The following is a 20,487-nucleotide window of genomic DNA, read 5'->3' as shown; positions in this document are numbered from 1 at the left end:
ATCCTCAGCCACTCTTTCCCTCGGGGCATGCAGGCCAGCCCTGCCCAACCGGCAGGTGGCGGCCTTCAGACGGCGCCCCCGGATCGCTGGCAACCGTGCCCCCTCCACTCACGCCGGATGCGGCAACTTTCCGTCCACCAGGAACAGCTCCCAGGAGAAGATTTTCGGCGACCCCGGCACATGCGCCGGCTTGAAGGCCACGTAACCGGCCGTGGTTTCGCACAGCCAGGGCGTCAGGTTGCGAGGACGCTTTTCGGTGAAGGCCGCGGGCGTGAACAGGGCGACATTGCAGCCGCGCTCCGGGCAACGCGCCGAACGGTATTCGAATGCCTGCACCCCGGCGCTGCGCATGGCACTTCCCAGTTCCTGGGGAGCGCGGTAGTCGGCGATGTCGGTCAGCGCAGCCTCGTGATCGGAGAAAGGCGGCGCCTGCAGACGGATTCCCCGCTCCACCTTCCAGCCCGCCTCGAACGAAGCGTGCTCGGACAGAATCCTCCCGCTCGGTGGCGGCACCACCATGCCACTCCACAGGACGCAACGGTAATACGCGCTTTCGGCCATGGCCGTTTCCAGCTTCAACGCGGCGTAGAACAGGCTTGGCTCGTGGCGACGGCCAAACCGCGACCCCCAGCGCAAGGGCGGATAACGGAACGGGGTCTTCAACAGGTAATGCAATGGCTCGGCATCCGCCGGCACCGGCGGCTTGCTCGACTCGAGCAGTTCCTCGAGCAACGCCTGTTCTTCCAGGGTGTCGACCAATTGCAGGGTCGCCACCTGCTCCTGGCTCTCCACCAACCGCACCAGGCGCCCCTGGAGCGGTCGGATATGCCGCTCACCCTTGCACTGTCGCCAGATCTCGCTCACCTTCCGCCCCTCGCTTCCTGTGGTGTCGGATGCCAGCGTAGCGGCACCGCAGTCTCCATTCAGCCAGGCGTGTCGCCTCTGGCTGCCAGCCTTTTCCGTGACAGGCGTAGGCCCCGTACAGGCGCGCCGGGTATCAGACCTTGCCGCGGATCGCATCGAGGTATTCCAGCACATGAACCAGGCCCTGCACCTGTCCCATCAGTGCCAGCGGCTCGCCCGCCAGGTGATGGTTGGGAGTGCGCAGGAAGTGGCGCATGTCCTCCTGCTGCCCGCCGAACAGGGCATACAGTGCGCGATAGACTCGCACCAGCAGCAGAGCCAGCTCGCCGGTCTTGCTGTCCACCCGCAGGCCCTGGGTCTTCCAGCGGCTGATGGCGCTGCGATCGACGCCGACGATGCCGGCCAGTTCGAGCTGCGTCAGCCCCAATTGCTCGCGCGCGGCCAGGACGGCCTTGGCCAGGACGGCATCGGCGCTGGGACGTTCCTTGATGAGAGCGCTCATGACGACCTCCTCATGTGTGTTTACAACAAACTATCATTATTTTGCTGAAAACACACCTTGATTCGGTCGAGCCTAGAGAACCACGCGCAAGCATTGACCGGCGTGATAGAGAGAAAAACCCATCTCGTAGGCGCAACTGCGCAGCCTGGCCGCGGGGACGGGCTTCATGTCACTGAACGGCAACGGCAATGTCGCTCGCTCGCCGCTCAGCAAGTAGTCGGCGAACGCCTTGCCCACTACCGTACCGGTGGTCACGCCGCGTCCGTTGTAGCCGGTCACCGCCAGCAAGCCTTCCGCAGGCTCGAACAGGCGCATCAGATGATCGGGGGTGAAGGCGATGCAACCCGTCCAGCTGTACTCCCAGTTGACCTGGCCCAGGTCGGGAAAGTAATGGCTCTGGATTCGATCGGCCCATTGCCGCAGGAACCAGGCGGGCTTGTTCGCGCCATTGCCGAGGCTTCCCAGCAACAGGCGACCCTGGGCATCGCGACGAATGCTGCTGAGCACCGTCCTGGTGTCCCAGGAACCCTGGCCGTGAGGCAGGATGCGCTCGGCCGCGGCGCCGTGCAGCGGCGCCGAAGCCACCTGGTAGTAGTAGCCGGGAAAGAAGTGCCGCCTCAGGTTGGTCCACTCGCCCTCGGTATAGGCGTTGGAGGCGATCACCACCTGTTCCGCCAGTACCGCCCCCGCGCTACTGCGCACCGCCCACAGCGCGCCCTGCCGCTCCAGGGCGAGCACCGGCGAGCGCTGGTACAGTTGCCCACCCCGCTGTACGACGGCGGTGGCCAGTCCGCGCGAATAGGCCATGGGATTGAGAGTGCCGGCGCGTCGGTCGAGCAACGCCGCGCTGATTCGCCGGGTGCCGCAGGCCTCGTGGCAAGCCGCGCCGGTCAGCAACTCCAGCGGAGCGCCGCGGCGCGTCCACTGCGCGTGACGGCGTTGCAGATCGGCCACGCCGCTGGCGTTGTGCGACATGTGCAGGGTGCCCTCGCGGCGCAACTGGCAATCGATGCCGAGGCGTTCGATGGTCTCCATCACCAGCGCCGGCGCCCGCCCCAGCACGGCGTTGAGCTTTTCTCCCTGCTCGGCGCCGAGGGTGGCGACCACCTCGTCCGGGGGAATCCAGGTGCCGGCGTTGATCAATCCGACATTACGTCCCGACCCGCCGTGGCCGACCTCGTACGCTTCCAGCACGCACACCGAACGGCCGGCCTCCAGCAGGTGGAGCGCCGCCGAAAGCCCGGTGAAACCGGCGCCGATCACACATACGTCGGCGCGCTGCTCGCCGTTCAGGCTCGCCGCTCCGGACAGGCGAGGCGTAACCACTTCCCACAGACACCGTTGCTGCAAACCGCCCATGCGCGACTCCGCTGCCAGCCTCATTGCCATGCGGCGGGAGCCCGCCGCGCCCCGTTCAATCGAAGGTGATGCCCTGTGCCAGCGGCAGCTCGCGGGAATAGTTGACGGTGTTGGTCTGCCGTCGCATGTAGGCCTTCCAGGCGTCCGAGCCGGACTCGCGGCCGCCGCCGGTCTCTTTCTCGCCGCCGAACGCCCCGCCGATTTCCGCCCCGCTGGTGCCGATGTTGACGTTGGCGATCCCGCAGTCACTGCCCGCCGCGCCCTGGAACAGTTCCGCCTCGCGCAGGTCGGTGGTGAAGATGCACGACGACAGTCCCTGGGGAACCTCGTTGTTCAGGCGCAGGGCCTCGTCGAAATCGCGGTAGCCGACCACGTACAGGATCGGTGCGAAGGTCTCCGTGCGCACCACTTCGGTCTGTCCCGGCATCTCGACGATGGCCGGCGACACGTAGTAGGCATCCGGATAGCGCTCCTGCAATTGCCGCTCGCCGCCGAACACCCGCCCCCCCTGCTCGCGGGCTCGCGCCAGGGCGTCCTGCATGGCCAGGTAGCTGCGTTCGTCGATCAGCGGCCCGACCAGGTTGCCCTCCAGCGGATGACCGATACGGACCCTGGAATAGGCTGCCTTGAGGCGCTCGACTATCTCGTCCTTCACCGACTCATGGGCAATCAACCGGCGCAAGGTGGTGCAGCGCTGCCCGGCGGTGCCCACCGCGCCGAACAGGATGCCGCGCACCGCCAGGTCGAGGTCGGCGCTTGGCGCCAGGATCATCGCGTTGTTGCCGCCCAGTTCGAGGATGCAGCGAGCGAAACGCGCCGCCACCCGCGGCGCCACTTCGCGCCCCATGCGAGTGCTGCCGGTGGCGCTGACCAGGGCGACGCGACGGTCGTCCACCAGCGCTTCGCCGGCCTCGCGGTCGCCGATCAGCAATTGGCTCAGGTGCGCCGGCGCATCGCCGCCGAAGGCCCGCGCGGCACGCTCGAACAGTGCCTGGCAGGCCAGTGCGGTGAGGGGGGTCTTCTCCGAAGGCTTCCAGACCACGGAATTACCGCAGACCAGCGCCAGCGCGGTATTCCACGACCACACCGCGACTGGGAAGTTGAACGCGCTGATCACGCCTACCACGCCCAGCGGGTGCCAGGTCTCGCGCATGTGGTGGCCGGGACGCTCGGATGCGATGGTAAGACCGTACAACTGGCGCGAGAGGCCCACCGCGAAGTCGCAGATATCGATCATTTCCTGGACTTCGCCGAGGCCTTCCTGGGTGATCTTGCCCGCCTCCCAGGACACCAGTTCGCCGAGTTCGGCCTTGTGCCGACGCAATTCCTCGCCGAACAGCCGCACCAGTTCACCACGGCGCGGCGCCGGCACCTGGCGCCAGGCGCGGAACGCCTGTTCGGCGCGCTCGACCTTGGCGGCAACGGCGGCGCGCCCCTCCAGTCGCACCGCAGCCAGGCGACTGCCGTCGATGGGGGTATGCACGGCAAGCTCGCCATCGCGAAAGGCATTGGGGTCGAGGCCGAGACTGCGCAGCAATCCGTCGATCATGTGAGGTTCTCCTGGCTGTTCGTTTCCGCTCGTTTTAGTCGGTTTGCCCGGTAGCGACAAACGACCTTTATTCGCCACGTCATTCCGAGTTTTCATACTGGCTCCGAGCTGTCGCGATCCGCCGTGTTTCCCGTACCATGCACGCCTTCGCCGGCCAGCCCCCGCCTACCCGACATGGACAAGAAAAAGCTGTTGCGCCTGATCACGGAAAAGCTCGCCGCGGACCTGGAAGTCGCCGTCCGCGCCGCGCAGACCGCCCATGAGACGGCAACCCACGAAGAGAACGTCGCCGAGAACAAGTACGACACCCTCGGCCTGGAAGCGGCCTACCTGGCCGCCGGGCAGTCGCGCCGGGTCGAGGAGATCCGCCAGGCGCTGGGCCTGTACCGCAACCTGGTGCTGCGCGATTTCGACGAGGAACAGGGCATCCAGCTCACCGCGCTGGTCACCCTGCTGAACGCCGACGGCAGCCGGCGAACAGTGTTCCTCGGCCCCGAGGCGGCCGGGCTGAAGATCGATTGCGAAGGTCGCGAGGTGTTGGTCATCACGCCTCGCTCGCCACTGGGCCAGAGCCTGATCGGCAGGCACCCGGGCGACGAGACCGGGGCGAAGGACTCCCCCCTTGCGGTGGAAATCCTCGCCGTCGACTGAGGCTACTGCTGCGGCGCACCGCAGGCGCCGCAGAACTTCGCGCCCGCCGCGAGATCGGCGCTGCAGGCGATACAGCGCAGCGGCGCCAGGGCGCCGCCGCAGCCCTGGCAGAATCGTGCCGTCGCCGCATTCGCGGTGCGGCAGGCGCGACAGGCCATTCCCGCCGCGACTGGCGCCGGCGGATAGCCGCCCTGACCGCGGTGATGACCGCCGCCGTGATGACCACCGCCCTGTCCATGATGACGCCCACCCATCAACAACCGTTCGAAGAACCCCATGGCACAACCCTCTCGTCTGGATCTGACGGCTTCCAGTGAAAAGGCTGTAGCCACTACAGGGTCAATGGCGCGGAAACATCGGGAAACTCAAGTCCGCTTCACCACAGCGGCAACGCGTAGCTGACGATCAGCCGGGTCTCGTCGATGTCGTTGCCGAAATCGCTGCGGAAGGTGCCGTTGCGCAACTTGATCCCCAGGTTCTTCAGCGGCCCCGATTGCACCAGGTAGGCGATATCGGTGTCCCGCTCCCATTCCTTGCCGCGCCCACCGCCGTCCAGAAGGTCGATGTGTTCGCCACGCAGGTAGCGGCTCATGAATGTCAGGCCGGGCAGGCCGATGGCGGCGAAGTCGTAGTCGTAGCGCAACTGCCAGGAGCGCTCGTCCTTGTTGGCGAAATCGCCGATCTGCACGAAGTTGACCAGATACGGATCGGTCCCGGCCAGGTAGGCGAAGCCGCTGTCGCCGGACATGCGCTGGTAGCCGAGGCCGAAGGCGTGGCCACCCAGGCGATAGGTGAACAGCGCATTCAGCGCGCGATTGTCGACGCGGCTGCCGCCCTCGTCGGTGGAACGCGCCCAGCGGATGTCGGACTTCAGCGACTGGTCATCGGTGAGCGGCAAGAGGTGCTGCACGCCGAGATAATGCTGGCGGTAGAAATCCTCCAGGTTGGCGTAGTGGTAGCTGCTGCTCAGGCGCTCGCTCCAGCGGTAGGTACCGCCGGCGAAGTCGAAGCGGTCGCTGCCGGGGTGCCGGCCCGCCAGTACGTTGCGCTTGTTGCCGCGGGTGATGCCGAGGTCTTCGGCGTTGGTCGAGTCGCGCTGCTTGACCTGGCGCAACTGGCCAAACTGCAGCGCCAGCCCGTCGATCTCGTTCACTTCCAGCAGTCCACCCTGGAAGGTTTGCGGGTGCAGGCGCGTGTCGTTGAACTGCACCACCGGCAGCCTGGGCATCAGGCTGCCGATCTTCAGCGTACTGTGCGAGACCCGTAGCTTGGCGGTCAGGCCCAGGCTGGAATAGTCGTGGGCGGCGCGCCGGTCGCTCGTCGAATACGGCAACAGACCACTACCGGATCGCTCTGGCGAGGAGTCCAGCCTGACGCCCAGCAGGCCCAGCGCATCGATGCCCAGGCCGAAGAGCCCCTCGGTGTAGCCGGACTCGTAGCGCAACAGGAAACCCTGCGCCCACTCCTCCGAATAGGACTGGCTGGCGCCGGGCTGGCGATAGTCGCGATTGAAATAGAAATTGCGCAGTTCGAGGCCGGCCTTGCCGTCGGCGAAAAACTCCGCCTGGGCGAACGACGGCAGCAACGCCAGCCCCGCGGCCAGCATCGGAACGGGAAGAATTTTCATTGTTGTTGTCTCTTCGTCGTCAGTGGATAGACACGGCGCCGCGGCCACTCCCTGCCGCGACCGCCGTGGCGGAGCGGATCAGACCCCGGCGAGCATGCCCTCCAGGCGTTGACGCACCAGTTGGCGCGCCTGCTCGACGATGTCCCTGAGCAACTCGGCGCAGGCCGGTTCGTCGTCGATCAGGCCCTGGACCATGCCGGCCGACCAGATCCCCAGGTCGGTATCGCCCTGCTGGTACACCTGGCGACCGCGCTGGCCGCTGACCAGCGCGGCGATATCGGCGTAGCCGGCGCCGCCGCGTGCCTCGATCGCCAGTACTTCCTGGCTGATCGCGTTGCGCGCCACCCGCGCGGTATTGCGCAGGGAACGCATGATCAGGTCGGTGGAACGCTCGTCGGCCGCACGGATCGCCGCCTTCACCGCAGGGTGTATCGGACATTCGCGAGTGGCCAGGAAGCGCGTGCCCATGTTGATCGCGTCGGCGCCCAGCGCCAGCGCCGCGACCAGGCCACGTCCATCGGCGAAACCGCCGGAGGCGATGATCGGCACGCGTAGCCGGTTGGCCGCGGCCGGCAGCAACACCAGGCCGGGGATGTCGTCCTCGCCCGGGTGGCCGGCACACTCGAAGCCGTCGATGGAGACGGCGTCCACGCCCAGTCGCTCGGCCTTGAGCGCATGGCGCACGGCGGTGCACTTGTGGATCACCTTGACGCCGTGTCGACGGAATTCGGCGATGTGCTCGCCGGGGTCGTTGCCGGCGGTTTCGACGACGCGGATTCCCGTCTCGATGATGGCTGCGCGATATTCGGCATAGGGCACCGGCTTCTGCGTCGGCAGCAAGGTCAGGTTGACCCCGAACGGCCGATCGGTCAGCTCGCGGCAGCGGGCAATCTCCGCAGCCAGTGCCTCCGGGCTCGGCTGGGTCAACGCCGACAGCGTCGCCAGGCCACCGGCGTTGGCCACCGCCGCAGCCATCTCGGCACGGCCGACCCACTGCATGCCGCCCTGCATGATCGGGTGTTCGACGCCGAAGGTCTCGGTGAAACGGGTCCTGAACACGCCCATGGATTGCCTCCTCGGTCAGATCGGGTCCCAGGAGAACACGTCCGGGCTGCGCGCCAGGTCCATGAAGCTGCCGCGCAACGCCGGCATGCCGTGCTCGGCGATGCTCTGCGGGGTCCAGCCGTGCTCGCTATGCACACTGCGCAGCGGCCGGCTCTGGCTCATCAGGAAGAGTTCGTGGTGACGCGCGGCGAACACCTGGCCGGTGACCTCGCGGGCGGCGTCGGACGCCAGGTAGACGGCCAGCGGCGCGTTCTTCTCGGGGGTCATGCGCTGCAGCTTGTCGACGCGGGCCTTCTGCTCCGGGGTTGCGGCCGGGATCGAGTCGGTCATCCGGCTCCAGGCGAACGGCGCGATGCAATTCGAACGCACGTTGTAGCGCTGCATGTCGAGGGCGATGGATTTGCTCAAGGCGACGATGCCCAGCTTGGCCGCGGAATAATTGGCCTGGCCGAAGTTGCCGATCAGCCCGGAAGTGCTGGTCATGTGTACGAAGGCGCCGGCCTGCTGGGTACGGAAGCGTTCGGCGGCGGCCCGGCTGACGAAGAAGCTGCCGTTGAGATGGACATTGATCACCGACAGCCAGTCGTCGGCGCTCATCTTGTGGAAGATCGCATCGCGCAGGATGCCAGCGTTGTTCACCACGATATCCAGACGCCCGAAACCGTCCATGGCGCATTCGACGATACGCCGCGCGCTGTCCCAGTCGGCGACGCTGTCGGTGTTGATCAGACCTTCGCCGCCTCGCTGGCGGATCAGGCCAAGGGTCTCTTCGGCCGGCGAGGCCGACCCGCCCTCGCCCTGTAGCGATACGCCGATATCGTTGATCACCACCCGTGCCCCGGAATCGGCCAGGGCCAGGGCGATCTCGCGGCCGATGCCGCCGCCCGCGCCGGTAACGATCGCGACCTTGCCTTCATTGAGTCTGCTGCTCATGGGTAATCCTCTTCGTCCCGTGGATGTCGTTCGGTTGCGCTCAGCCCGGCAGGCCGAGGACGCTCTTGGCCAGGATGTTGCGCTGGATTTCGTTGCTGCCGCCGTAGATGGTGGTCGGCCGCGACTGGATGAAGATCCCCGCCGGATGCAACTCGGGGTCTTCGGCGAAGGGCTGCAGCAGGGCCGAATCCTCCCCGGCGACCTCCAGGCCCAGCTCGCTGATGCGCTGGAACAGTTCGGACTGGAAGATCTTCAGCATGGATACCTCCGGGCCGAGGCTCTCCCCACGCCGCAGGCGTTCGGCGAAACGCTCGTAGAGCGCCTTGTGGCTGTCCAGGTCCATGCTCAGCGCGGCGAAGCGGCGCACGAACAGAGGGTCGTGCCACAGTCCCAGGTGCCGGGCCAGGCGCTCCAGGCGCTGGAGAGCGAAGGTGGACTGCTTGGGCGAACCGAGGAAGATCCGCTCGAAACCGAGCAGCGCCTTGGCCATGCTCCAACCCTGGTTGATTCCGCCGACCAGGCTGTCGTAGGGCACCCGCACGTCGTTGAAAAACACTTCGCAGAACTCGCCGTGCAGCTCCAGGTTGAGGATCGGCCGCACCTCGATGCCCGGGCTGTCCATCGGCACCAGCAGGAAGCTGATGCCGTGCTGCGCCTTGGCGCTGCGCTCGGTGCGGACCAGCAGGAAGATCCAGTTGGCCTCCGAGCCCATGGTGGTCCAGGTCTTCTGTCCGTTGATCACCCACTCGCCGTTTTCCAGGCGCGCCTCGGTGCGCAGGCTGGCCAGGTCGGAGCCGGCGTTAGGCTCGCTGTAGCCCTGGCACCAGATGTCTTCGCCGCTGAGAATGCGCGGCAGGAAGCGCGCCCGTTGCGCCTCGTCGCCATAGCGGATCAACAATGGGCCGAGCATGGTCACGCCGCTGTCGGGCAGGCGCGCGCAGCCGTACTCCTCCATTTCCTCCATCATGATCAGTTGCTTGCCGGCGCTCAGCCCCATGCCGCCGTACTCCCTGGGCCAGCCGGGACACAGCCAGCCCTGGCGCGACAACAGCAGGTACCACTCGCGGGTTTCCTCGCGCCCCAGGCGACGGGGCGGATTGCGGATGCGCTGCGGATAGTTGGCGGCGATCCACTCACGGACCATCAGGCGAAAGGCGTTGTCATCGAGACTGTCGTAGTCGCTCATCTCAGTTTCCTCTGAATACGGGGGGACGCTTGGCGAGAAAGGCCGCCTTGCCCTCGGCGTGGTCGGCGCTGAGAAACAACTGGCTCTGCAACTCGCCCTCCCGCTCCAGCAATAGGTCAAGGCCCTCGGCGAGCAACGCCTTGGTCATCGCCAGGGGCAACGGCGCCTGCTGCTCCACCCGCCCGGCCAGCTCCAGCGCCATCGCCAAGGCGCCGCCAGCGGCGCAGAGGCGGTCGGCCAGGCCGATGCGCAGTGCCTCCTCGGCCTCTACCACCTGGCCGAACATCAGGATCTGCCGTGCCCGCCCCCAACCGATGCGCGCCGGCAAGGTATGCAACTGGCCGAGGTCGGCGAGCAGCCCGACCTTGCCGAAGCCGGCGGCGAAGCGGGCGCCGGCGCCGCAAACGATGCTGTCGCAGGCCAGCGCCACGGACAGCCCGGCCCCCACCGCCCAGCCCTCGACCGCGGCGATCAGCGGCTTGCCCATGCGCACCATCTGCCGCACCAGCCGCGCGTTGTCCTGCATTCGCGCCCTGCCGGCGGCCAACTCGGTCACCCGCATGTCGCCCAGGTCGCCGCCGGCGCAGAACACCTCTTCGCCACCGGTCAGCAGCACGCTGCGGATCGATGGGTCGCATTCGGCCGCCTCCAGGGCCCGCAGCAATTCCATGCGCAGCGCCGGCGACAGTGCGTTGCGCCGGGCCGGGTTGTCGAAGCGCAACAGGCGCACCGTGCCGCGCGTTTCCTGCAACAAACCGCTCATCAGGCCACCTCCCGCTGTAGCAGCGCGGCGTAGCGCGCCTTGTGGAACGCCAGCGAGCCGTGGGCATTGAGCAGTACCATGGCGCGGCGCAGGAACAGGCCGATGTCCGCCTCGTCGGTGTAGCCGATGCCGCCGTGCAACTGGATGGCCTGGCGGGTCACCAGCAGAGCCGCTTCCGAGGCCCGTGCCCGTGCGCTGGAAACCTGCCGCTGGCGCTCGCTTTCCGACGCCCCGGCATCGATCGCGGCGGCGGCCTGCTCGACCATGGCGCGCGACAGTTCGATCTGGATCCTCAGGTCGACCATGCGGTGCTGCAGCGCCTGGAAACTACCGATCTCGCGGCCGAACTGGCGACGTACCTTGAGGTACTCCAGGGTTCGCTCGAAGGCGCCATCCATCAGTCCGACCAGATAGGCCGCGCAGGCCAGCGCTGCCTCGTCCAGAACCTGTTCCGTTACCTCGCCGGACAACCACCGTGCCGGCGCATCGCGGAAACGCAGGCGCGCCAGGTGAGCGCCATCCTGGGTCGCCTCGCAGAGCAGTTCCACGCCATCGGCATCGCGCTCGACCAGCGCCAGGCCCTGCTCGCAGGCCACCAGCCAGGCATCGGCGGCACCAGCCAGATGTACGTGAGCGACTTCGCCGTGCAACCGCCCTTGCTGCATACGAGGGCGTCGCCGCCCATCGCGGTAGGCGATGCCCGCCGGCAGGACCAGCCGCTCAGCGGCCAGCAACGCAACGCGCTCGTCTTCCGGCAGCAGCGGCGCCACCAGCCCGGCCTCGATCAGCGGCTCGGGCAGCAGGCCGCGCCCCAGCGCCTCCAGCAACGCCGCGTATTCGCTCATGCCCAGGCCGCTGCCGCCCAACGCTTCATCCAGGCGCAGCGCCGGCCAGCCCATGGCGCAGACCTCGCGCCAGGCCTGGCGGTCCACCCCGCTACCGGTGAAACGACCGCGGCGCACGCGGGTCAGGTCGCCGTCGCGCGGCACCAGCGAAGCCGCGCTGTCGCGGATCATCCGCAGACGCTGCTCGCGCTCGCCGGCCCACTCGTCTTGCTCACTCATCTGTTCGCCCTCCTGTCGATACGCCGACCGCCCGTTCGTCATCTGCACGGGCGGCGCCGGCTTGTCCGCGCGGAGCGACCGCGCAGGCCGTGGTCCGGACGCGCGACGGATGGCTCCGCTGCCGCGCCGCCGGAACTCCGCTACGGCTTAGCCGCGCGGTACCTGAAGCTGCCCGAGGCCATGGCGATGACCTCGCCGTCCTCGTTGCAGATTTCCGCCGTGCAGAAGCAGATCGTGCGGGTCCGTCGCACCACCCTGCCAACCGCACGAAGCTCGCCGCGGGCGCTCCCCATGAAGTGGGTAGCCATGTCGATGGTCACCATCGAGCAGTCCGGCAGGCAGGCACGGATCGCCTGGGCCATGGCGGCGTCCAGCACCGACATCAACACCCCGCCATGGAACTGTTGCAGGTAGTTCATCAGTTCCGGGCGATGCCCCAGGCGCACCCGCGCCACCCCGCCGGCATCGGTCCAGCGCTCGAGGCCGATGAACTCCTGGAAGCTGGCGGGCCGTTGCTCCGCCGCTGGCTGTCGTGGAAAAGAACTCATGGATGTGCACTCCTTCCGCAGGATCAGGCCTTGGCCGCGCGCCGCTCGGCGGTATCCCCGGCACTGCCCGGCGCTTGCCGTCGGGAAGCGCTCTCGGCATCGCGGGACTCGAGGTTCGGGTCGTAGAGCCGGTCCGCAATGAACAGCGCCGGGATCAGTCCGGTGAGCACGTAGGTGATGCCCATCACCAGGAAACCCGCGCCGATCGACACGTGGGTGGCCAGCAGGCCGATGCCGGCGGGCGCCACCGCCGCGCCGATACGCCCCAGGTTGTAGGCGGTGCCCACCGCCGAGCCGCGGACGCGGGTGGAGAAGCTCTCGGTCATGTAGGTGGCCAGCACCCCAACCGGAACGCCGTAGATGAAGCCGAAGGTGATGAGGATCCAGAGGATGTTGGAGGGCGAGTGGTAGAACACGATCAACGGCATGAAGGCGGCGCTGCCGATGGCCCCGGCGGCGAAGGTCAGGCGCCGGCCGAAGAGATCGGCGCAGACGCCGGCGGCGACCTTGCCGAGGATCATCGCACTGTAGGTGCCGACCATGTAGCCGGTCATCGACTTGAAGTTCATCCCCAACTCGCTCTCCAGGTAGGACGGCATCCAGTTGTTGGTGCCGTAGTAGCCGAACAGCAGGAAGCAGGAGGTGAGGCTCCAGAGCAGGAACATGCCGCGCGTTTCCGGATCGCCCAGCATCCGTCCCAGCGGGCCGGCGCCGCCAGCCTCGGCGTGGCTCTGCGGAGCCGCGCCGGGACGCTGGCGCCCGGCCTGGGCCGCGAGCCAGGACGGCGACTCCGGCACCCAGGGCCGCAGGGCCAGGCAGACCAGCGCCGGCGCCACGGCGGTGAAGAACAAGACGCGCCAGCCGAACTCGGGGATGATCTGCCCCGCCAGCAGGGTCGCCACCAGGTAGCCCACGGTCCAGCCGGCCTGCATGGCGGCGAGGATGGTGGTGCGGTACCTGGTTCCGACGCACTCGGACATCAGGATGTTGCAGGCGACGAACAGCGAGCCGAGGCCGAGCGAGGCGACGAAGCGGATCAGCGCGAACTGCCAGTAGTTCTGGGTCAGCCCCAGCAACGCGGTACCGATGGAGAACAGCACGATGGTCCAGGTCACCACTCGCACCCGGCCGAAGCGGTCGCAGCACCAGCCGCCATAGATGCCGCCGACGGCCATGCCGGCGAGAGTCAGGCTGCCGAGGGAGCCGGCTTCGAAGTTGCTCAGGCCGAATTCGGCCTTCAGGCTGTTGAGGCTGTAGGCCAGGAACATCAGGTCGACGCCGTCGGCGAGCAGGCCGAGGAAGCAGAAGACGAAGGCGATCAGCATGGTGCGCCGGGAAATGGCCGGCGCCGGGTTCGGGGAAAGCGCGGTTGCATTCATTATTCTTGTTCTCGCAAGCAGGATTTCGGTTGATCTTCACGGCAGCCCGACGGTCGTTCCCTCGCGCCGCCGCCCTTCGCTTCAGTCCGGCCGCTCTGGCGGCGGACCTACCCGGCCGTTGTCCAGCACCACCACATCGCGCTCGACGACGCGAGTGCGGAACGAGCCGTCGCTCCACATCTCGGTACGCAAGGTCTCGCCGGGAAACACCGGAGCCGAGAAACGCACCTGCAGATGTCCCAGTTGCCCCGCGCGGTAGTCGGCGAGCCCGCGCAACACCGCGTGGAATGCCACGCCGAGGGTGCACAGGCCATGCAGGATCGGCCGCGGGAAGCCGGCCCGCAGCGCTGCCGCGGGCTCCGCGTGGAGCGGGTTGTCGTCGCCGTTGAGGCGGTAGTACAGGGCCTGCTCCGGACGGGTCGGCAGGTCGAGTCGCAGGTCGGGTGTCCGTTCAGGCAAGCGATGCGGCGTTTCCGGCACCTGCCGGGAACCACCGAAGCCGCCGTCGCCGCGAAGGAAGGTGGTGCTGCGGGCGACAGCCAGCACCTCGCCGCTGAGCGCGTCGCTGAGCACCTTCTCGCTGTAGAGCAGCGCGCCCTTGTCGGCGCCCTTGTCTACCAGACCGGTGACCCGGGTCCGGCCGATCACCTCGCCTTCCGCCGGCAACGGCCGCCGCCACTCCAGGCGCTGCTCGCCGTGAACCAGGCGCAGCGCGTCCACGCCAGTCGCCGGATTGCCCAGCCAGAAGCCCGGATGACCGAGCACCAGGGCCATGCACGGCAATGCCTGGAGATCGCGGCACGGATCGACGTAGGCCAGTTGGCGCTCGTCCAGCGGGTCGCCGCCCAGACCGAGGCTCAATGCGTAGAAGGCGCTGTCGCGCCGGCTGTAGCGCTGGCGTACTTCGGGGATCGGGTAGTTCAGGAGCACCTCAGGATCGAGCGCCATCGGCCACCTCCTCGACCTCCAACACCGCATCCACCGCCCAGGCGCCCTGGCCCTCCGGCAAGGCGATGACCGGGTTGAGGTCCACCGAGCGCAAGCGCTCTCCCGCCTCCCAGGCGAACCGCGAGAGATTCGACAGCAGCCGTGCCAGCGCCGCGACGTCGGCCCGCGGCCGGCCACGCGCGCCGAACAGGAGCGGCGCGCCTCTGATGCTACGGATCATCGCCTCGGCTTCGTCGACCTCGAACGGGCAGCGGCGGAACACCACGTCCTGCAGCACTTCGACGAAGATCCCGCCCAGGCCGAACAACGCCACCGGGCCGAACAGCGGATCGCGCTGGATCCCCATGAAGCACTCCACCCCGCCCTGCAGTTGGCGCGCCACCAGGACGCCATCGAGACGCGCCTGCGGCGCCTTCTCGGCGGCCCGGCGCAGGAGCAGTTGGAAACCGGCGCGTACCGCGTCCGCATCGCTTACGCCAAGCAGCACGCCGCCGATTTCCGACTTGTGCTGGATGTCCGCCGAGGCGAGCTTCAGCACCACCGGGTATCCGATGCCCTCGGCGAAGGCAACCGCCTCTTCGGCACTGCCCAGCACCGCCTCGGCGGCGGACTCGATACCGGCGCGCGCCAGCAGGCGCTTGGCCTCGGCTTCGCCGGGCGTGGAGGCGGGCAACTGTAGCCCGCCGGCAGGCCGGCGCAGGCGCAACGGCCGGGCGAAGGCTTCGCCGAGCCGCCCCATGGCCTGGATCGCCACTACCGCCCGGGTGGGGTCTTCGAACAGTGCGAAGCGGGCCTCCTCGTAGGGTGCCAGCTCCTCCCCCTCGCCCATCACCGAGACCACGAACAGACGCTCGGGATGAGCCTCCTTGATCCGCCGGAACTGCTCGGCCAGACGCGCGCCGATGGAGGCGGCGGTGCCGGCCTGGGTGAAGAAGGCGAGCAGCGAACGGTAGCCACCGTCGACCACCATCGACTCGGTAAAGTCGCGCACCAGCGTCAGGTCGTTCAGGGCCTGCGCGGTGCAGTCCACCGGGTTGATCGGCGAAGCGAAGGACAGCCGTGCCTTCAGCCGCTCCTGGGCCATGTCCGGCATCGGCGGCATCGGCAGGCCGACTTCCTCGGCGACATCGCTGACGATGATCCCGGCGCCGCCGCTGACGGTGATCATGCCGAGGCTGTTGCCCACCGGATAGATACGCCGGGTGGCGAGGTAGGCGATGTCCATCAGTTCCTCGGTGGTCCTGGCGCGGATCACCGCATAGTCGCCCAGCACGGCGTCCAGCACCTTGTCGTCGCCGGCCAGCGAAGCGGTGTGGGACAGCGCCGCGCGGCTACCCAGGGCGCTGCGCCCGACCTTGTGCAGGATCACCGGCTTGCCGGCGCGATGCGCGGCCTCCAGGGCGGCGAGGAAGCTGTCGACGTTGCGGATGGATTCGGCGTAGGCCATCACCACGTCGATCTCCGGCGACTCCACCAGCCAGCCGATGCTGTCGCCCAGGGTGACGTCGGCCTCGTTACCGGTGGCCACGCAGATAGGGGTTCCCAGGCGGCGCTGGCGCGCCATGCCGAGCAGGTGCGCGCCGTAGGCGCCGGACTGGGTGGCGATGCCTACCCGGCCGGGCAGCGGTACGCCACGTTCCAGGCTGGTGGAGAAGAACGCGTAGTAACCGAGGTTACTGTTGAACGCGCCCAGCGCATTCGGACCGAGCAGACGCATACCGTACTCGCGGGCAGCGGCTACCACCGCATCCTGCATCGCCGCGCCGGCCTCGCCGACCTCGCTGAATCCGGAAGAGAACACGATGGCACTGCGCGCCCCCTGGCGGCCCAGTGCCCGGACGGTCTCCAGCACCTGAGGCGCAGGCACCGCGACAATGGCCGCGTCCGGTGCCTGCGGCAGCTCCGCGACGCTGGCGAAGGCCGGTAGCCCCTGGATTTCAGCACGGTTCGGATTGACCGGGAGGATTTGCCCGGCATAGCCATGGCGCAGCATGTAGGCGATGGGTCGGCCACCGATGCGGGTCGGGTCGCTGGAAGCGCCGATCACCGCGACCGAGCGTGGTTCGATCAATGGAGTAAGACTGGCGAAACGGGGAGCGTCGATGAGCTGTTGCGAGTGGTTCGCTGACATGGGTTCACCTGATCCGTTTGTCTGTGGCCGGCACGACAACCTTCTCGCGGGCGAGCGCGCCCGCGGGACGCCGCCACGGCAGCGCCCGGAAGGCCTGTCGGCCAGGGGTCTAGAGCGTGTCGCCGGTACCGAGCAACGCGGTTACCTGGCTGGACAGCGTGCCGCCGTTGCCGTGCAGCAACGCCACGTCGGCCTTGGCCAACTGCCGCTCGCCGGCCTGGCGGCGGAGCTGGGTCACCGCCTCGATGATCAGGAACATCCCGTACATCCCCGGATGCACGCAGGACAGCCCGCCACCGTTGGTGTTCACCGCCAACTCGCCGCCGGGCGCGATGCGTCCGCCCTGGACGAATGGGCCGCCCTCGCCCTTGGCGCAGAATCCCAGGTCCTCGAGGAACAGCAGGGTGTTGATGGTAAAGGCGTCGTAGAGCATCACCAGGTCGATGTCGCCGTGCCGCACACCGGCCATCTGCATGGCTCGCGGAGCGCTTTCCGAGGCCGCCGTCACGGTGAGGTCGGGCATCGACACGATCGAGCGATGCCACTGCGCTCCGGCCGCGCCAAGGAAGTACACCGGCGCATTGGGCAAGTCGCGGGCGCGCTCGGCGCGCACTACCACGCAGGCGCCGCCGCCGTCGGTGACCAGGCAGCAGTCGGCGGCGCTCAGCGGGTCGCTGACCATCCACGCGGCAAGGACGTCATCGACGCTCAACGGTCCGCGGGCGAACGCCTCGGGATTCAGGTTGGCCCATTGCCGGGCAGAGACCGCCACCTCGGCGAGCTGCTCGCGTGTGGTGCCGTACTGGTGCATGTGCCGGCTGGCCGCCAGGGCATAGGCGGTGATCGGGTGGCGCGGCTTGTAGGGCGTCTCGTGCCATTGTGGCTCGCTCATCGATACCAGGCGGCCGCCGGCGGTTCGCTGGTTGGAGCCGTAGCAGATCAGCGCAGCGTCGCAGAGACCGGCCTCCAGTGCCAAAGTGGCCTGCAGCAGGTGCAGCTCGAAACTGGAGCCGCCAATATTGGTGCCATCCACGAATTTCGGGCGGATGCCGAGGTATTCGGCGACCGACAAGGTGGGAAAGGCATGGGAGCTGGTGGCTGCGAAGATCGCGTCGATGTCGGAAAGCTTCAGGCCGGCATCGGCAATGGCCCTGAGCGACGCCTGGCCGAGCAGTTCGATGGCGCTGTAGCCCGGCGCCTCGCCGACGCCGGCGCTACCGATGCCGACGATGGCGGTCTTGCCACGGATGGCTGCGCTCATGGTCGTCCCTCCTGGTGGGGAACGAACACCACGACATTGGCACCATCCTGCTCGACGATGCGCGCCTGCACACGGGTGCCGATCGGCAGGCTCTGGTGCCCGTCGATCCGCGACATCATGCGCACGCCCTCGTCCAGGTCGACCAGCGCGACATTGTGATTGCCGCCGCGGGAGCGATTGACAGTGATCGCGTAGAGCGTACCCAGGCCGCTGGCGGGAACCCACTCGAGATCAGTCTCGCCGCTACCCGGCACCAACTGGCGCGGGTAGAACACATGGCGACCGCTGGAACGGCTGCGCTGCAACATGAAACGGCCCTGGGCGAGAAACGCAAGGTACTGCGCCTCAGGTCCCGGAGTACTGCCATCGGGAAGATCTGCCACGAGGTTTCTCCTTTGTTCTTGTCGACCTTTGCTGCAAAGTGCATCGCGCTGGACGCCGAACCGGATACTGCTTCCGCCCCCGGTTGTACGTTCCGGAAGGCCAGAATATATTCACTATCGTGAATGTCAATCACAATACTGAATGAAAAGAGGAAAAATGACCAAGGACGCCACAACCAAAGGCACCAGCAGCAAAGATGTCGGCGCGGTAGTGAACGCCATTCAGATACTTCGCCACCTGGCCCACGCCGACGGACCGCAAGGCGTGGCCGCCATCGCTCGCGCCACCGGTATCAGCCCGAGCAGCGCCTTCAATATCCTGCGCACCCTGAGCAACGAACGACTGACCTCCTTCGACGATGCGGGCAAGACCTACCAACTGGGCCTTGGCCTGTCGGAACTGGCCGTAGGATTCGTCGGACGCAGCTATGCCGACCTGATCCAGCCAGAGCTGGAGCGACTAAGCCTTGCCCACCACATCCTCATCGCCCTGTGGCAAGTCACCGACGATGCGCACATCCGCGTCATCGCCCTTGCCGCGCCGCCCGTCGCCCACGTCAACGTCGCCGTCGGCACGCGCCTGCCGGAACTGGTCGGCGCCGCCGGGCGTTGCATTGCCGGCCTGCGCGAACTGCCGGAGGACGAACTGCGCCGCCGACTGACCCGCGTGCGCTGGGAAAATCCGCCGAGCTTCGAGCGCTACCAGGCCGAAGCGACCGAGGCCGTCGAGCGCGGCTGGGCTATCGACCAGGAACACCTTTACCGCGGCGTGAGCATGGTCGCCAGCGCCATCACCGACCGCGACGGACAACCGCGCTTCGCCATCTCCGCGATCGGCATCAGCGCCCAGCACCAGCCCGACGACCTGGAACGGATCGGCACCAGCCTGCGGGATACCGCGCGCTTCGTGAGCCGCGCGCTATTTCCCCAGGGCGAGGCACTGAAGGGGAAATCCTGAAATGACATTCAACCCACTGAACGATTAGCCGGCCCGCCGTTATCGACCCGCGACGTCGGTACCACCTTTCAACCCGAGGACCGGCAGATAACGGAGGAAGCGCCAGAATCGCTTCAGCGTCACCCGGTCCCACGCCCGCAGCGGCACCGAGCGGAACAGCTGCCAGGCATATCGCCCATCCTGGACAACAGCCTTCTTCAGCGCCTTGTTCAGGATCAGTTGCCGGGCCCGGCGATAATTCGGGTGAGCCCGATAAGGCTCGATGGCTTGCATATCCGCCTCGTAATTGAGCTTGTACCTGCCGGACAGACCGCTTCCATGCCGACGATAACGCCCCATGTAGGCCGGTAGTCGATGAATTTCATAGCCCTGCGCCGCGATCCTGAGGGTGATCTGGAAATCCTGCACGCGAATCGACGGGTCGAAGAAATCCGCCCGCTTCATCGCGTCCATGCGGTAGAGCGCCGTAAGCGGCATGACCACCAGGGTCTCGGCCAATGCTGCATCGAACCCCCAACGCTCCACACAACCCTCGCTGAAACCGTCTCGCGCCACTTCGTTACCGGCACTGTCGATACAGATATTGAAACCGCCCACGCACCCGACCTCGGGGTGCGCAAGCAAGTAGTCGACGCGCGTGTCGAGCACTCCAGGCAGGACAATGTCGTCGAGGTCGGGAGTCATCACGAACTCCCCCCGCGCATGACGCAAACCGTGATTGAGCGCATCGCTCACCCCTCGGTTAGCCTGGCGGTAGAGCTGGAAACCGTGACGCTCGCGGAGCATGGCGAGACGCTCATAGGTGTCGTCCGTGGATCCGTCATCCACCACGATCAACTCGAGATTGGGATAGCCCTGCGCGTAGATGCTGGCAATCGCCTCGTCCAGATACTTCGAGATATTGAAACAGGCGCAAACGACGGAAACGAGCGGTCGCATTTCTTCCTCCCCAGCCCCGGCTCCGGGACTCGGCACAAACCGATAACCTGGCTGTCCGCTGGAAGGAAACCGTGCCATGCAGCTCGGCCACACATCCGCGGCGCCTTCAAGCGCCGGGATACTAAGAAGAACCGCCCCGACCATCGAAACCGGCAGGTCGCCCGACCCGGCGCTCGAAGGACAGAAAATCGGAAGCAATGGAGAAATGCGCGCTCAGCGCACCCACGAAACCCAGACAGAGCGGGACGACCACCCAGAGGAGAAGGAAGGACAGAACGAAGGAAGGGCCCGCAGCATTCCTAGGAGAACTGCACGACCTGGCCAATACCCGAAACCATGGCACGGCTTTCTCGCCCGCCCCGCAGAGGGGACGCCCG

Annotated in this window: 20 protein-coding genes; 2 read left to right on the top strand and 18 right to left on the bottom strand. The window is 67.3% G+C overall.

Annotation, left to right across the window (positions count from 1 at the left end):
• Window positions 1-108: 108 nt before the first annotated feature.
• The 4 genes from FHW81_RS13705 to amaB all read right to left on the bottom strand — a co-directional run bounded on the left by FHW81_RS13705 (window position 109) and on the right by amaB (window position 4,274).
• Window positions 109-864, bottom strand: coding sequence for an RES family NAD+ phosphorylase (locus FHW81_RS13705; RefSeq protein ID WP_003112528.1), 756 nt, complete (start codon window positions 862-864; stop codon window positions 109-111).
• A gap of 133 nt (window positions 865-997) precedes the next feature.
• Complete coding sequence (locus tag FHW81_RS13700; RefSeq protein ID WP_003086329.1) at window positions 998-1,366, bottom strand: antitoxin Xre/MbcA/ParS toxin-binding domain-containing protein; 369 nt, start codon at window positions 1,364-1,366, stop codon at window positions 998-1,000.
• 72 nt (window positions 1,367-1,438) lie between these two features.
• Window positions 1,439-2,725, bottom strand: a complete 1,287-nt coding sequence (gene amaA / locus FHW81_RS13695) for an L-pipecolate oxidase (protein ID WP_003112529.1) — start codon at window positions 2,723-2,725, stop codon at window positions 1,439-1,441.
• A 55-nt stretch (window positions 2,726-2,780) separates the two neighbouring features.
• A complete protein-coding gene (gene amaB / locus FHW81_RS13690) occupies window positions 2,781-4,274 on the bottom strand; it encodes an L-piperidine-6-carboxylate dehydrogenase (protein ID WP_003086325.1) in 1,494 nt (497 codons plus the stop codon).
• 174 nt (window positions 4,275-4,448) lie between these two features.
• On the opposite strand from amaB, the gene FHW81_RS13685 reads away from it, so the two are divergent.
• Window positions 4,449-4,925, top strand: coding sequence for a GreA/GreB family elongation factor (locus FHW81_RS13685; protein WP_003112531.1), 477 nt, complete (start codon window positions 4,449-4,451; stop codon window positions 4,923-4,925).
• Window positions 4,926-4,927: 2 nt separating this feature from the next.
• Here FHW81_RS13685 and FHW81_RS13680 read toward each other — a convergent pair whose 3' ends face one another.
• The 13 genes from FHW81_RS13680 to FHW81_RS13620 form a co-directional block, all read right to left on the bottom strand.
• Complete coding sequence (locus FHW81_RS13680) at window positions 4,928-5,203, bottom strand: zinc ribbon domain-containing protein (protein WP_010792073.1); 276 nt, start codon at window positions 5,201-5,203, stop codon at window positions 4,928-4,930.
• Between the two features lie 98 nt (window positions 5,204-5,301).
• On the bottom strand, window positions 5,302-6,552 hold the full coding sequence (locus tag FHW81_RS13675; RefSeq protein ID WP_003123192.1) for an OprD family porin: 1,251 nt from the start codon (window positions 6,550-6,552) through the stop codon (window positions 5,302-5,304).
• A gap of 78 nt (window positions 6,553-6,630) precedes the next feature.
• Window positions 6,631-7,617: an NADH:ubiquinone reductase gene (locus FHW81_RS13670; protein ID WP_004353331.1), complete on the bottom strand. Its 987-nt coding sequence runs from the start codon at window positions 7,615-7,617 to the stop codon at window positions 6,631-6,633.
• 15 nt (window positions 7,618-7,632) lie between these two features.
• Window positions 7,633-8,550 carry an SDR family NAD(P)-dependent oxidoreductase gene (locus tag FHW81_RS13665; protein ID WP_003123194.1) on the bottom strand — a complete coding sequence of 306 codons (918 nt, stop codon included), beginning with the start codon at window positions 8,548-8,550 and terminating at the stop codon, window positions 7,633-7,635.
• A gap of 40 nt (window positions 8,551-8,590) precedes the next feature.
• Window positions 8,591-9,736 (bottom strand): acyl-CoA dehydrogenase family protein, encoded by a 1,146-nt coding sequence (locus tag FHW81_RS13660; protein WP_003123195.1) that lies wholly within the window; start codon window positions 9,734-9,736, stop codon window positions 8,591-8,593.
• Window position 9,737: 1 nt separating this feature from the next.
• The gene (locus tag FHW81_RS13655) at window positions 9,738-10,499 is read right to left on the bottom strand and encodes an enoyl-CoA hydratase/isomerase family protein (protein WP_003086299.1); all 762 of its coding nucleotides are present in this window, start codon (window positions 10,497-10,499) and stop codon (window positions 9,738-9,740) included.
• On the bottom strand, window positions 10,499-11,563 hold the full coding sequence (locus FHW81_RS13650) for an acyl-CoA dehydrogenase family protein (protein ID WP_023090754.1): 1,065 nt from the start codon (window positions 11,561-11,563) through the stop codon (window positions 10,499-10,501). Before FHW81_RS13650 ends, FHW81_RS13655 begins: the two co-directional genes overlap by 1 nt.
• A gap of 140 nt (window positions 11,564-11,703) precedes the next feature.
• Window positions 11,704-12,111 (bottom strand): PaaI family thioesterase, encoded by a 408-nt coding sequence (locus tag FHW81_RS13645; protein WP_019725930.1) that lies wholly within the window; start codon window positions 12,109-12,111, stop codon window positions 11,704-11,706.
• Between the two features lie 23 nt (window positions 12,112-12,134).
• A complete protein-coding gene (locus FHW81_RS13640; protein ID WP_023090755.1) occupies window positions 12,135-13,490 on the bottom strand; it encodes an MFS transporter in 1,356 nt (451 codons plus the stop codon).
• Window positions 13,491-13,571: 81 nt separating this feature from the next.
• Window positions 13,572-14,438, bottom strand: a complete 867-nt coding sequence (locus FHW81_RS13635) for a MaoC/PaaZ C-terminal domain-containing protein (protein WP_003112540.1) — start codon at window positions 14,436-14,438, stop codon at window positions 13,572-13,574.
• On the bottom strand, window positions 14,422-16,569 hold the full coding sequence (locus FHW81_RS13630) for an acetate--CoA ligase family protein (RefSeq protein ID WP_034054621.1): 2,148 nt from the start codon (window positions 16,567-16,569) through the stop codon (window positions 14,422-14,424). Before FHW81_RS13630 ends, FHW81_RS13635 begins: the two co-directional genes overlap by 17 nt.
• 109 nt (window positions 16,570-16,678) lie before the next feature.
• Window positions 16,679-17,830, bottom strand: a complete 1,152-nt coding sequence (locus FHW81_RS13625) for a thiolase (RefSeq protein WP_034054619.1) — start codon at window positions 17,828-17,830, stop codon at window positions 16,679-16,681.
• Complete coding sequence (locus FHW81_RS13620; protein ID WP_003086280.1) at window positions 17,827-18,213, bottom strand: Zn-ribbon domain-containing OB-fold protein; 387 nt, start codon at window positions 18,211-18,213, stop codon at window positions 17,827-17,829. Before FHW81_RS13620 ends, FHW81_RS13625 begins: the two co-directional genes overlap by 4 nt.
• A gap of 157 nt (window positions 18,214-18,370) precedes the next feature.
• Between FHW81_RS13620 and FHW81_RS13615 the strand changes: the two genes are divergently transcribed.
• Window positions 18,371-19,171 carry an IclR family transcriptional regulator gene (locus FHW81_RS13615; RefSeq protein ID WP_003120643.1) on the top strand — a complete coding sequence of 267 codons (801 nt, stop codon included), beginning with the start codon at window positions 18,371-18,373 and terminating at the stop codon, window positions 19,169-19,171.
• 39 nt (window positions 19,172-19,210) lie between these two features.
• Here FHW81_RS13615 and wapB read toward each other — a convergent pair whose 3' ends face one another.
• On the bottom strand, window positions 19,211-20,203 hold the full coding sequence (gene wapB / locus FHW81_RS13610) for a 1,2-glucosyltransferase WapB (protein WP_073647917.1): 993 nt from the start codon (window positions 20,201-20,203) through the stop codon (window positions 19,211-19,213).
• Between the last annotated feature and the right edge of the window lie 284 nt (window positions 20,204-20,487).

This window comes from Pseudomonas sp. RC10-4-2, from assembly GCF_050433085.1.
Lineage (GTDB): Bacteria > Pseudomonadota > Gammaproteobacteria > Pseudomonadales > Pseudomonadaceae > Pseudomonas > Pseudomonas aeruginosa.
The sequence above is the reverse complement of the archived record's forward strand: the minus strand, read 5'-3'. Positions and strand labels throughout refer to the sequence as shown.